The 12,909-nt window shown below is 54.2% G+C and carries 11 protein-coding genes; 7 read left to right on the top strand and 4 right to left on the bottom strand.

The genetic code is table 11. The annotated features are described in order from the left end of the window. Positions 1-106 precede the first annotated feature (106 nt). From ACY1JZ_RS15015 to ACY1JZ_RS15005, 3 genes are all read right to left on the bottom strand, one after another. Complete coding sequence (locus ACY1JZ_RS15015; RefSeq protein WP_462629873.1) at positions 107-625, bottom strand: DUF402 domain-containing protein; 519 nt, start codon at positions 623-625, stop codon at positions 107-109. Between the two features lie 123 nt (positions 626-748). Continuing rightward, positions 749-2,158, bottom strand: coding sequence for a glucuronate isomerase (uxaC, locus tag ACY1JZ_RS15010; protein ID WP_462629872.1), 1,410 nt, complete (start codon positions 2,156-2,158; stop codon positions 749-751). Between the two features lie 147 nt (positions 2,159-2,305). Next, positions 2,306-3,601, bottom strand: coding sequence for a Gfo/Idh/MocA family protein (locus tag ACY1JZ_RS15005; protein WP_270169451.1), 1,296 nt, complete (start codon positions 3,599-3,601; stop codon positions 2,306-2,308). Positions 3,602-3,748: 147 nt separating this feature from the next. Here ACY1JZ_RS15005 and ACY1JZ_RS15000 point away from each other — a divergent pair, with 147 nt between their 5' ends. From ACY1JZ_RS15000 to ACY1JZ_RS14970, 7 genes are all read left to right on the top strand, one after another. After that, complete coding sequence (locus ACY1JZ_RS15000) at positions 3,749-4,615, top strand: helix-turn-helix domain-containing protein (RefSeq protein ID WP_462629869.1); 867 nt, start codon at positions 3,749-3,751, stop codon at positions 4,613-4,615. A 54-nt stretch (positions 4,616-4,669) separates the two neighbouring features. After that, positions 4,670-6,427, top strand: coding sequence for a sensor histidine kinase (locus ACY1JZ_RS14995; RefSeq protein WP_462629868.1), 1,758 nt, complete (start codon positions 4,670-4,672; stop codon positions 6,425-6,427). Next, positions 6,420-7,997 (top strand): response regulator transcription factor, encoded by a 1,578-nt coding sequence (locus tag ACY1JZ_RS14990; protein WP_462629867.1) that lies wholly within the window; start codon positions 6,420-6,422, stop codon positions 7,995-7,997. The genes ACY1JZ_RS14995 and ACY1JZ_RS14990 overlap by 8 nt, the downstream gene beginning before the upstream one ends. 95 nt (positions 7,998-8,092) lie before the next feature. Beyond that, on the top strand, positions 8,093-9,445 hold the full coding sequence (locus tag ACY1JZ_RS14985) for an ABC transporter substrate-binding protein (protein WP_462629866.1): 1,353 nt from the start codon (positions 8,093-8,095) through the stop codon (positions 9,443-9,445). 242 nt (positions 9,446-9,687) lie between these two features. Beyond that, entirely contained in the window at positions 9,688-10,587 is a 900-nt protein-coding gene (locus tag ACY1JZ_RS14980; RefSeq protein WP_442954872.1) for a carbohydrate ABC transporter permease, read from the top strand. 76 nt (positions 10,588-10,663) lie between these two features. Continuing rightward, the gene (locus tag ACY1JZ_RS14975; RefSeq protein WP_442954899.1) at positions 10,664-11,437 is read left to right on the top strand and encodes a carbohydrate ABC transporter permease; all 774 of its coding nucleotides are present in this window, start codon (positions 10,664-10,666) and stop codon (positions 11,435-11,437) included. A gap of 111 nt (positions 11,438-11,548) precedes the next feature. Continuing rightward, on the top strand, positions 11,549-12,583 hold the full coding sequence (locus ACY1JZ_RS14970) for a glycoside hydrolase family 88/105 protein (RefSeq protein ID WP_462629865.1): 1,035 nt from the start codon (positions 11,549-11,551) through the stop codon (positions 12,581-12,583). 77 nt (positions 12,584-12,660) lie between these two features. Here the strand turns inward: ACY1JZ_RS14970 and ACY1JZ_RS14965 are convergent, their stop codons facing one another. Then, the gene (locus tag ACY1JZ_RS14965; RefSeq protein ID WP_462629864.1) at positions 12,661-12,903 is read right to left on the bottom strand and encodes a hypothetical protein; all 243 of its coding nucleotides are present in this window, start codon (positions 12,901-12,903) and stop codon (positions 12,661-12,663) included. Positions 12,904-12,909 lie beyond the last annotated feature (6 nt).

Here is a 12,909-nt window from a genome sequence, read left to right as displayed (position 1 = left end):
CTCTAACAACGGGGGGGCTTCGTGCAATGTCCACTATTTAAAAGACAAACCACCCCAAAATGTTCTCCTCCAATGGACAATCCATACCACCTTTTACCAATGACGACTACTGCTTGCACAGCTTCAAGCCATCGATCAGCTTATCGACCGAGCCATCGAACGGGAAGCTCCCCGTCAGCACCTTCTCCTTGAGTGCATCCAACGCTCGAAGCGCGGCATCCTTAAGCTCAGGAGGATATTCATACTTGATGCTGTTCGCCTCGAACTCTTCTTCGTCCAAGACGACCCAATCTCCGTCCTTCGGCTTAAACAGATCAAGATCCAGATCGATAAAGGTGAGCGTGTCGTCTTGCAGAACAGAAGGCATCGCAATATTGCAATAGTAGGAGACGACCTTCCCCTCCTCGATGACCATCGCTACCGTATACCATTCCTTCAACGAGAACAGCTCCACTGTCGTATTGTCGAAGGTGAACACTTGATTTTTCGTATGATGAATGAATTGCCTGCCCGGTCTGCAGTATATCCACACATAATCCTCTGTCTGCTCCAGCAGCTCCGCCTGCCACTCATAATGCCGGATATTCGGGTATTTGAATGCTTGAATGCCAATTGACTGTCCCACGAGCTTCCTCCTCCATATTCCATGCGAATTGCTCAACAAACCCGGCACCACGAGCGCCGAATGCGCTGTCCGTGATGCCGGGCTTGATGTGTCCCGTTCAATCGTATCTATCTACAACCTGATTTATTCAAATTTAAAATAGCTGTTGGCGTTATGGTACGAGATGTTCTGCACCATGCTGCCGAGCAGCTCCAGATCAGCAGGCACCTCGCCATTGTCCGCCCACTCCCCAAGCAGATTGCACAGGATACGGCGGAAATATTCATGGCGCGTATACGACAGGAAGCTTCTGGAATCGGTCAGCATGCCGACGAAGCGGCTCAACAGACCGAAATTGCCCAGTGACTTCAACTGCGCTACCATACCGTCGCGGGTATCGTTGAACCACCATGCAGAGCCAAGCTGAATCTTGCCCGCCACGCCGCCGCCCTGGAAGCTGCCCATAAGCGCGGCCAATATCTCATTATCATTCGCATTGAGCGAATACAAAATGGTGCGCGGCAGCAGATCTTCCTCATCCAGCGAGCTGAGCAGCTTCACCAGCGGATAGGCTACCGAGCTATCATTGATCGAGTCGAAGCCGGTATCCGGCCCGAGCGTGTTGAACATCCGCAGGCTGTTGTTGCGCGCGGCATTAATATGATATTGCATCGCCCAGTCGCGGCGCGCATACATTTTGCCTAGCTCGATCAAGGTATACGTCTTGTACTGCTGCTCCTCGTCGAAGCTCACTTGCTCGCCCGCAAGCGCACGGGCAAAGATCGCGGCAGCCTCTTCCTTGGTCGCTTCCTTGAATGGCACATAATCCAGCGCATGGTCAGATACGCGGCAGCCTGCCTCATGGAAGAAGTCAACCCGCTCCTCCAGCACCGCAAGGAACGTGTCATAATCCGGTATCGCCTTGTCCGCCGCCTGCTCCAGACGACCCAGCCAGTCGCGGAAGCCGCCGCGGTTAATCTCCAGCCCCTTGTCCGGGCGGAATGATGGCAGCACCAGCACGTCGAAGTCCTCAATCTCTTTAATCTTGAAATGATACTCCAGCGAATCTGCCGGATCATCTGTCGTGCAGATTACCTTAACGTTCGACTTCACGATCAGATCGCGGGCGCGGAAGCCGCCAGCATTCAGCTTCGCATTGGCTTTGTCCCAGATAACTTGCGCATTCTGCTCATTCAGAATCTCCTCGATACCGAAGAAACGGCGCAGCTCCAGATGCGACCAGTGGTAGAGCGGATTGCCGATCGTATGCGGCACCGTCTTCGCCCACTCCAGGAAACGGTCATAATCGCTTACGCCCTCGCCGCCCGTTACATGACTCTCCGGTACACCGTTCGCACGCATCGCTCTCCATTTGTAATGATCGCCGTACAGCCATGCCTCGGTAATCGTTGAGAACGCTTTATTCTCGTATATTTCCTGCGGGCTCAAGTGGCAATGGTAATCAATAATCGGCATTTCCTTGGCATAATCATGATACAGGCGAACCGCCGTCTCTCCCGACAGCAAAAAGTTGTCATCCATAAACGCTTTCATTATGATGCACCTCCGAAAAGTGTCAGCTTCATGCCTACGTATCTCCCGCGCAGCACCGGCAGAATCGCTAGGCTGCTTGCTGCACGCATACAATCAGCCAAAGAGGATGGCCCCTATATCGGCTTCTCCCCTTTGGCAGCTCAAGCTTTAGCGATTAAATGTGACGAGCGGATCAACCTTGACCGGAAGTCCAGTCGCGATAGAGCGGTTGGCAGCGATGCCCGTCAGTATCGATCTGGCACCGTCCACATGGTTCGCGGCACGGTTCCACTTATCCTCGGATGGCGTGCCGAACAGATCATTGAGCAGCACCGGATCTCCGCCGCCATGTCCGCCCTCGCCTTCCTCAACCTCAACTTCATATGGCGCCCCGAACATCGGGAAGACCGTCATCGTCTTGCCCTTGAGTGCGCCCTCCTGCGATTTGTCGCCGCCCGAGTTGACATACGATTTCTCGATGATCGTCATCTCCAGCCGTCCACCCGTGCCATTAAAGGCAATCCGGTAGCCCTCCCAAGGCAAGTAAGCATTGAGCGAGTACGTCAATATCGCATTATTTTTATACCTTACCATAACGCCCATCGTATCTTCAATATTAATTCCATCTCCGAACACGCTCTGATCACGGCGATATCCGTCCTCATGCTCAGCATTCAGATACATTTCCTTCAGATGGTCGTTCTGATCGAGGTGCAGCGCGAACGGATCGTTCTCAGCGTGCGGATTGCCAGTTGCCCGATCATAGAACTGTGTGACGCCACGCGACTCTGCATTCTCCCGTCCATAGAACAGCAGATCGCCGAAGGCGAATACGGTGTCCGGCTGCGAGTCGATCCAGAAGTTAACCAGGTCGAAGTGATGCGTCGACTTGTGCACCAGCAGCCCGCCGCTATTGCGCTTGTCGCGGTGCCATCTGCGGAAGTAGTCAGCGCCATGCTGCGTATTCAGCAGCCATTCGAAGTGAACGGACGTTACCTTGCCAATCACGCCCTCGGCAATCAGCTCGCGCGCCTTCGTGTGATGCGGTGCATAGCGATAATTAAACGTCACGCGCACATTGCGGCCAGTGCGCTCGACTGCATCGATAATTTCCTGGCATTTGCGCTCGTCAACTGTCATCGGCTTCTCGGTAATGACATCGCAGCCCAGCTCCAAGGCACGAATAATATAGGTATGGTGCGTCCGATCCACACTGGTCACGATCACAAAATCCGGCTTCTCGTTCGCGATCATCTGATCGAACTGGTCGGTTTTGTACGTGCGCACGGCCGGATATTTATATTCATCGGTTAACCGTTTATTGGCATAGTCCATCCGGGTCTGGTTAATATCGCAAAAGGCCAGCAGCTCCGAGGTCTCCCTGAAATCGGTCGCAATGGCTCCATAGAAAAACTCAGCCCGCCCTCCGCTGCCTACCAATACATACTTCTTCTTGCTGCTCATGTCCATTCCCCTTCCTTGGAATTGCTTGATTGCTCTTATCATATCGCAGCCATGTGAGTGGATTCTCGTCTTTTTCTGCCCAAATCAACAAAAACCCCGCATATTTTGCTATAATTCATGTAAACGCTTAACGAGGAGGTTGAATCGGTGCCGCATAACACCAATGAGCTCATCAGTACCCGCTACGGCAAACTACCGGGGTTCTATGTCGAGTATGTCAAGCGAGCCGGGCCGTACACGATGGATTCGGATCATTTTCACAGCTACTACGAAATCTACTATATGCTGTCTGGAGAGAGCATTTACTTTGTCAAGGACCGCACGTATAAGGTGGTGCGGGGCGATCTTGTATTCATTCCCCCCAGGGAGCTGCACAAGACGATGTATGCTGGCGAAGCGGCGCATGAGCGGCTCATCATTCACTTTGATGACGAGCTGTTGAACCGCATGTTCGGCGACCAGACCGAGTTCATGCTCCGCTCGTTCCGGCAGGAGCACCCGGTGCTGCATCTGCCGATCGATGAACGGCTAGCGATGGATCAGCAGCTTCGGCTCATCCTGAGCGAGATGGAGCGCCAGGACAGCGGCTATCCCGTCGCCATCGCGCAGGCCGTCACGGCGGTTATGCTGGGCGCCTCCCGCTATCTGGAGCATAACAAGCCGCTGGCGCTGCCTTATGAGACGCGGATGCACAGCAAAATCTTCGAGGTCGTGCGGTACATTAACCGCCACTATATGAACCCGATACGGCTGGATGCGCTGGCCGATCATTTTTACATCAGCCCTTACTATCTGAGCCGCAAGTTCAAGGAGGTGACCGGCTTCTCCTTCTCCGATTACTTGATTCTTACCCGGGTGAAGGAGGCACAGCGGCTGCTGCGCGAGTCGACACTCAGCATTACAGAGATAGCGGCAGAGGTGGGCTTTGACAACTTCTCGCACTTCGGCAAGACGTTCAAGAAGATTACGAAGCAGGCGCCGCGCGATTACAGGAATCATCGCCAGCTCGGTTAACGAGCAGGCAAGCGCCAAGCTACTCCCCCATATTCGAGCAAAGGATGAATTGCGATGAAGCTGCTAAGCAAGCTTTCCTCCATCCAGGTGATGCGCATCAAGTACAAGTTGTTTTTTCTATTTCTGATGATCGCACTGATTGTCTGCCTGACGACGATTCAACTGCATCGTTATACCTTCTCTACCTATGACCGCCAGTTGTACAAGGAATCCGCCAATGTGCTCAATCTGTCCTCGACGGTAATCGAGATGGAGCTGCGCAAGCTGGAGCGCCTCTCCTTCAACTTCATCGCCGACCCGCAGATGCAGAGCCTGCTCAGGCAGCTTCGCAATGAGCAATCGGAATATGAGCGCTACCGGCTTCATGTCGATCTGAATGAGAAGCTGCAAAATTATACCACCGAGGAGCAGTTCATTGCAGCCATCCACTTTATCGATACAGAGGGCAATGAGCTGATCGCTGGCAATCGGATCAGGCATACGCCCGAGGAGACCAGACGCTCCATCGCCCAGCGCAGCCGGGAGAAGAAGGGCGATGTCATCTGGCAAGCTGCCTCAGAAGGCGAGCAGTCCGTCATCTTGAGCCGAGCCATCCGATCCTACTCCAATCTTACGCTCGACTACCTGGGTACATTGATGATCCGCATCGATATGCATATGCTCGTCAACCGGGTGCTGAAAAAATCGACCTACCAGGAGGGCAGGCTGAGCATTCTCTCCAACAACGAAGTCATCTATACGAATGCCGCTCAAAGCGCCCTCCTTCCGCTGCCGGACGATTCCGCTACCTCCGGCTACGAGATTACACGCGAGCAGGGGCAGCAGGTGTTCAAAACCTACGTCAAGTCTGCCTATACCGAGTGGAACTATATGAATGTCATCCCTTATGGCACCATCTTCCATTCCATCAACATGATGAAGAACATCATCTATATGATCTATGCCGCCTTATTCCTATTTGTCGTTGTACTGGGCTTCAAGCTGTCCAAGAGCATCACCCTTCCGATCATCAGCCTCAATGGCAAGATGAAGAAGGTCGGGGCGGGTAACTTCACGGTGGCGCAGCAGCGACTGGAGCAGCCCTTTGCAATGGATGAGATCGGGCAACTGCATCGCAACTTCGACAGCATGGTTCAGCGGATCAATGAGCTGATCGATGAGAACTATGCCAAGCAACTGACGATTAAGGATTCTGAGTTTCGGGCGCTGCAGGCGCAGATTAACCCGCATTTCCTATACAATACGCTGGAATCCATCAACTGGCAAGCCAAGCTCAACCGCCAGCCCCAAATTTCAGCCATGGTCGAGGCGCTCGGCTCGCTGATGCGGTTCGCCATCGGCCGGCAGAAGCATCTGATTCAGCTTGGCGAGGAGCTGCAGATTGTGGAGCACTATATTACGATTCAGAAATTCCGCTTCGAAGACCGGCTTCACTTCGAGATGAGGGTGCCCGAGCATTTGCGCGACTCGCTCATGCCGAAGCTGACGCTGCAGCCGCTGCTGGAGAACTCGATTCAATATGGACTGGAGCAGATGACTACGACCTGTTATATCTCGGTCGAGGCCACAGCTTCGGAGGGCGTGCTGGAGCTGCGTGTTAGCGACAATGGCCCCGGGATGGATGCCGAGCTGGTCCGCACCTGGCGCAGCTCCACCTCCTTCAAGGGCAACGGCATCGGCTTGACCAATATCGACGAGCGCATCAAGCAGACCTTCGGCCCCGAATATGGCCTGGACATCACGAGTAAGCCCGGAGAAGGCACGACTGTCCTCATCCGCATGCCTGACCGAAAGGAGAATCATCATGTATAACGTACTGCTTGCCGATGATGAGAATATTATCCTGGAGGGTATCTCCCGTATCGTCGATTGGGAGGCCTCCGGCACCCGGCTATCCGCTATCGCCCGCAACGGGCAGGAAGCGCTGCAATCTATCCACGAATCGCCGCCGGATATTGTCATTAGCGACATCCGCATGCCGGGCATGGACGGCATCGAGTTGGTGCGCCAGACGCTCGCTGCCTATCCCGGCATTCGCTTCATTCTGCTGACCGGCTACAGTGAATTCGATTATGCCCAGCAGGCGATGAAGCACGGGGTCAAGCATTATCTGCTCAAGCCATGCAACGAGAAGCAGATATCCCAGGCGCTGGACGAGCTGGTCGAGGAGCTTAGGCAGCAGGACAGCCGCGAGCAATTTCTTGATCATATCAAGGCGCGCATGAAGAAGATGCTGCCCTACGTGAAGGAGCAATTCCTGAAGGAATTCGTGACCAACAAAACATACGGCAGACAGGATTGGGAGTATTACCGCCGTCTGTTCGACTTCGGCGAGGAGCCGAGCAATGTGAGGCTGGTGCTGGTACAACTGGAGAAGCCCCATGAATTCGAGCACCTATTCGCCTTCAAAAATATTGCCGAGGATATCCTCAGCCCCTCCCTGCTGATGCTCAGCTCGACGATCGGCGACAACATGCTATTCATGGTACGCGATGCGGGCAAGTCAGCGCTGCTCTCCCAGCTTCAGCAGATACGTGAAACCTTCCTCACCTACTATAAGATTGATTGCACGATCGCGCTTAGCGAAGTCGGAGAAATCAGCGAGTCGAGACAGTTGTATAAAAGCACGCTGGAGTGTCTGCGACACCGCTTCTATGTTGGCGAGGGCAGCCTGATTACGACGGAGGACATTCGTTTTCCCGGCCTGCCTGTGCGCAAGGAGGAGCTGGCCTTCGATGACGAGCCGCTGCTGATGGCCGTTCGCAGCGGCGACTGGGAGCAGGCATGTGCGGAGCTGGAGCGATTCTTCCAGGAGCTGAGTGAATTGATGCCGGACGAGTCCGCGGTGAAATCCTATGGCATGCAGCTATGCTTCGGCTTGATCCGCCAGGGCAGCGCAGACAAGCAGGCGGACTATCTCAAGCAGCTCGCTCAGATGCAGCAGATGGACACGATCGTTCAGTTGCGCGAGCAGATTACCGAGCTGACGCGCGCGCTTACCGCGAGCATGTTCGAGCTGAATCGCAGCCGCCACAGCGCCGTTATCTCCAAGATGCTCGATATTATCCACTGCAATCTGGGTAACCCCGAGCTGCAATTGAACTGGATCGCCCAGGAGATGATGTACATGAATCCTGACTATCTCGGCAAGCTGTTCAAGAAGGAGGTCGGAGAGAAATTTTCCAACTATGTGATGAAGGCGCGCATCGAGAGGGCGAAGGAGCTGATCTGCTCCGTTCATGATATGAAGATATTCGAGCTGGCTGATCAGCTCGGCTTCGGCGAGAATCCGCAGTATTTCAGCCAGGTATTCAAGAAATATACAGGACATAGCCCCTCTGAATACGGACGCCTTGCTGGCGGAGAGAGACCGGAATTTTGAACAAACAGATCGGTTTATTCACTTAAATTCCCCTCGAGGTTAGTGGATAATAGAAATGTAAGCACTACCATATGCGAAAAAGGGGAGATCCATCAATGAAAAAGCTGGTTCCGATTCTGGTATCCTTCGCTCTCATGTTCTCGCTGGCTGCATGCGGCGGCAACAGCTCGGGCACGACGAGCAACTCGTCCACCGCAGCCTCCGGCAATACACCCTCCAGCGGCAGCGACGCCTCCGGCGGAGACAACAAAAAAGACGTGACGCTGCGCGTCGCCTGGTGGGGCGGACAATCTCGCCATGATTATACGCTGGAGGTCATCAAGCTGTATCAGCAGAAATATCCGCATGTTACGATCGAGACCGAATATGCCGCCTTCGACGACTACTGGAAGAAGCTTGCGCCTCAGGCCGCGGCGAACCAGCTACCGGATGTCATCCAGATGGACATCTCCTACCTGTCCCAATATGGAACACGAGGTCAGTTGGCTGACCTGGGGCCGTTCATTCAGAGCGGAGCACTGCATGTGAACGACATTAGCGAGAACAACCTGTCAGGCGGCAAGCTAGGCGGCAAGCTGCTGGCGATCAATCTCGGCTCCAACGCCTTGTCCGCTACGGTTGATGAGGAGCTGCTCAAGACTTCCGGGATCGAGACGCCGCTCAAGGAGGATTGGACGTGGATGGACTTCGACGCGCTCGGCGAGAAGCTGAAGGCTAGCGGCAAGATGATCGTTGCCGACCTGCGCCATGATGTGTTCTTCCCATTCTTCCTCAGAATGAACAACCAGCATATGTACAACGGCACCGATTACACACTTGGCTATGATGACGACAAATATTTCGTCGATTTCTATACGATGTATAAGGGCTGGTATGACAAAGGATACCTGCTGTCGCTCGACAAGCTGGCACAGAAGAAGGGTACGCCAGAGGACGACGAGATGGTCATGGGCAATGCTGCGGCGGCAATCGGCTGGTCCAATCAGTATCTGCTGGCGGCCAATACGGCCAACCGTCCGCTGGCGATGCAGCCTGTGCCAGGCTGGTCCTCGAATGGCGCGTTGTTCCTGAAGCCGAGCATGTTCTTTGCCGTCTCCGAGAGCTCTGCCATCAAGGAAGAAGCGGCGAAATTCATCGACTTCTTCGTGAACGATATTGAGGCGAACAAAATCATTAAGGGCGAGCGTGGCGTGCCGGTGTCCTCCAAGGTGCGCGATGAGTTGAAGCCGCTGCTGTCCGAGCAAGAAACTAAAATCTTCGAGTACGTTGCCTGGGCAGAGCAGAACAGCACCGCGATGGACCCTCCGAACCCCGTAGGCGCGGTCGAGGTCGATAAGCTGTTGAAGGACACGGTGGAGCAAATTCTGTACAACAAAACCTCGGTTGAGGATGCGGCGAAAAAATTCCGCGAGGATGCGAACAAGATATTGGCGAAGAACAAACCATAAGCTGGCTGCTATGCGCCCTGTCCGCCTTGTTAGGCGGACGGGGCGTTTATGTATGGTAGAGCATAGAGCATATAGCATAGAGAATAGAACCTCCAAGCCTACCCGAAAATAACGATCGTTGCAGGCATTTTCCCGCTTGATGGATTGTCGGGTATTTGAACAAACATAGCGGTTTTTTGCATTCCTGAAGGGGGGAGGCACTTCTATAATGAAGGTAGATACTACGACTAGGAGTTGAAGCTATGAAGCTGCGAGACAATAACCATATCGTGGGGTACGTATTCACTTCGCCGTTCATCATCGGTTTTCTGGTCTTCACCCTGTACCCTATCATCTCGTCCCTGTACTATTCGTTCACCGACTACAACCTTCTGCAAGCTCCTCGCCTGGTCGGCCTCGATAATTATAAGACGATGTTCCTGGATGACGAGCGGCTGATCAAATCGTTCGCAGTCACCTTTACCTACGTCTTCGGCAGCGTCCCGCTCCGTCTCGCCTTCGCGCTGGCGGTAGCCATGATGCTGAATCGAGTCATCGGCGGCGTCGGACTGTATCGCTCGGCCTACTACCTGCCGTCGCTCATTGGCGGTAGTGTCGCTGTCTCGATCATGTGGACGCAGGTATTTGGCGATCAGGGCCTGGTGAATTCCTTCCTCGGTCTGGTCGGCATCCAGAGCAGCACCTCCTGGATCGGCAGTCCGGGTACTGCGCTCTGGACGCTCGTGGCCTTGTCCGTCTGGCAGTTCGGCTCCTCCATGCTGATCTTCCTGGCAGGGCTGAAGAATATACCAACGTCCCTCTATGAGGCAGCTAGTGTGGACGGAGCAAGCGGCATCCGCAAATTTTTCAGCATTACGCTGCCGCTGCTTAGCCCGATTATTCTGTTCAACCTGATCATGCAGCTCATCTCGGCCTTCATGACCTTTACACCAGCCTATATCATCTCCCGTGGAACCGGCGGGCCGCTGGACAACACACTGCTCTATTCGCTATACCTGTACCGCAGAGCATTCGAATTTTACGAGATGGGATACGCTTCTGCGATGGCATGGATCATGCTGATTCTGATCGCCGTGCTGACTCTGATCATTTTCAAAACCTCCAGCATGTGGGTTCACTACGAATCGAAGGGAGACAAGTAGCATGCAGGCAACCCGAATCCGAATCTTGCGGCGCAACGCGCTCTATCATCTACTGGTCGGTGGCCTGGCGCTCATCATGATCTACCCGATCCTGTGGCTGGCAGCCAGCTCCTTCAAGCCCAATGACGAGATTTTCACCAACGCTTACAGCCTGATCCCGAGCCGCTTCGTAGTGGAGAACTATATGTCCGGCTGGAAGGGCTTTGCCGGGAACACGTTCGCAACCTTCTTCGGCAACTCCTTTTTTATCGTGACGGTGTCGACGATCGGGGCGGTGATCAGCTCTGCGCTCGTCGCCTATGGCCTGGCAAGAATTCAATTCTTCGGCCGCAGCTTCTGGTTCGCCTGCATGATGGTTACGCTCATGCTGCCGCATGATGTGACGATTATTCCACAGTACATCATGTTCGCCAAGCTCGGCTGGCTGTCATCCTTCAAGCCCGTCATTGTGCCCAGCTTTTTCGCGATGCCCTTCTTCATCTTCCTGATCATGCAGTTCATCCGCACCGTTCCGCCAGAGCTGGACGAGGCGGCCAAGATGGACGGCTGCAGCAAATACGGCATCTTCTTCCGCATCATGGTGCCGCTCATTGTGCCGGCGCTGGTAACAGCAACGATCTTCTCCTTCTACTGGAAGTGGGATGACTTCATCAATCCGCTGCTCTACCTGAACAAGCCGAGTCTGTATCCGGTGTCCCTGGCGCTCAAGCTGTTCCTCGACGGTGAGTCGCTCAACAACTGGGGCGGGATGTTCGCCATGTCCACCCTGTCGCTCGTTCCGATTACACTGGTCTTCTTCCTCTTCCAAAAGTATATCGTCGAGGGCATCAGCACCAGCGGTCTGAAATAACCGCTTCCCGCTACTTAATCGTTTGACCGCATCATGGGTTCATGTTATTGTTCAGTTGCTTACTCAATTGCCATTTATGCTTTTCACTACCATAATCAAGGAGTGTATACTATGCCGCCATTACAATTTGATGAACAACTGATCCTGGATGTTATTGATCGGGTTGTCCACCGGACCTTCCGCATGGACTTTAACTGGGATTGGCCGGGAGGCGTCGCCTTCTACGGAGTAGCCGAGGCTTATGAAGCGACGAAGAACCCGCATTATATCGAGCTGTTGAAGGGCTGGATCGATGAGAAGCTGGAGGATGGGCTGCCCAAGCTGTCTGTGAACGGCGTGTCGATCGGCCATGCGCTTATCTCCGTCTACAAGGCCACTGGAGAGCAAGTGTATCTCGATGTTGCCATTCAATTGGCAGACTACCTCAAGAATGATGCGGAACGGTTCGCAGAGGGCATCTTCCAGCACACGGTCAATTCAGAGACGTATAATTTCCCGCAGCAGGCATGGGTGGACACGATGATGATGGCGGGATACTTCTTGATCCGCATGGGCAATCTGCTCGGAAGATCAGATTACCTGGAGGATGGGCTGAGGCAATATCACGGACACGAGGAATTGCTGCAGGACCCGGATACAAGCCTGTACTACCACGGCTGGGATCATATCCAGCAGAGCCATATGTCCGCCATCTTCTGGGCCAGAGGCAATGCATGGGCGGCGCTCACGATGGCCAAATCCTTCGATGAGGTGCCCGTCACGCATCCTTCCTTCATGATTATTGAAGGCTCCATGCGCGACCAGCTCAGCTCGCTCGTCCGACTGCAATCCGACAATGGCATGTGGCATACGGTGTTGACTGATCCTACCTCCTATGAGGAAACCTCCGGCTCCTGCGGCATCGCCACTGCACTGCTGTCACGGGGAACGCTGTACAACAAGTATATTCAGCGGTCCATTGAAGGCATCCTGAAGCAGATCAAGGAGGACGGCTCGGTCATGGGCGTCTCTGCCGGCACCGCCGTCATGGATGATGCCGATGGCTATAAGGGTGTCTCCTGCAAGCGTGTTCAGGGCTGGGGGCAAGGGCTCGCACTCGCCTTTCTGGCTGAGCTGCTGCGCTCACGTACCCGACAGTTCAGCTAAGACTGCAACCTGGACATGTTCATAGATTCCCAAAAAGCCCCAAAATGCATAATTAGCATTTTGGGGCTTAACTGTGTTCAAGCGGCACGCTGCCACTCCTTATGAACCGTTCGACCCAGCAAGCAGGCGGCATGATAGTGTATCGCTAGCAGCATGATAGCGGCACACAGTAGCGCCACGGTAGCAGCATGATGGCGGCACACTAGCGCCACTATAGCGGCATGACGGCGGCATGACGGCGGCACACTAGCGGCACACAGTAGCGCCACGGTAGCAGCATGATGGCGGCATGACGGCGGCAAGGTATGACGGCTGGGCATCGCCTC

The sequence above is a fragment of the Paenibacillus sp. J5 genome (assembly GCF_054955055.1).
Note: the sequence above shows the minus strand (reverse complement) of the source record. Positions and strands in the feature narration are given on the sequence as shown.

Bases quoted from the DNA above. Each gene is read 5' to 3' on its own strand.
- ACY1JZ_RS14990 (WP_462629867.1), top strand. From the start codon at position 6,420: ATGTATAACGTACTGCTTGCCGATGATGAGAATATTATCCTGGAGGGT.
- ACY1JZ_RS14980 (WP_442954872.1), top strand. From the start codon at position 9,688: ATGAAGCTGCGAGACAATAACCATATCGTGGGGTACGTATTCACTTCG.
- ACY1JZ_RS14985 (WP_462629866.1), top strand. From the start codon at position 8,093: ATGAAAAAGCTGGTTCCGATTCTGGTATCCTTCGCTCTCATGTTCTCG.
- ACY1JZ_RS15005 (WP_270169451.1), bottom strand. From the start codon at position 3,601: ATGAGCAGCAAGAAGAAGTATGTATTGGTAGGCAGCGGAGGGCGGGCT.
- ACY1JZ_RS14975 (WP_442954899.1), top strand. From the start codon at position 10,664: ATGATCTACCCGATCCTGTGGCTGGCAGCCAGCTCCTTCAAGCCCAAT.
- ACY1JZ_RS14970 (WP_462629865.1), top strand. From the start codon at position 11,549: ATGCCGCCATTACAATTTGATGAACAACTGATCCTGGATGTTATTGAT.
- ACY1JZ_RS14965 (WP_462629864.1), bottom strand. From the start codon at position 12,903: ATGCCCAGCCGTCATACCTTGCCGCCGTCATGCCGCCATCATGCTGCT.
- ACY1JZ_RS14995 (WP_462629868.1), top strand. From the start codon at position 4,670: ATGAAGCTGCTAAGCAAGCTTTCCTCCATCCAGGTGATGCGCATCAAG.
- uxaC (WP_462629872.1), bottom strand. From the start codon at position 2,158: ATGAAAGCGTTTATGGATGACAACTTTTTGCTGTCGGGAGAGACGGCG.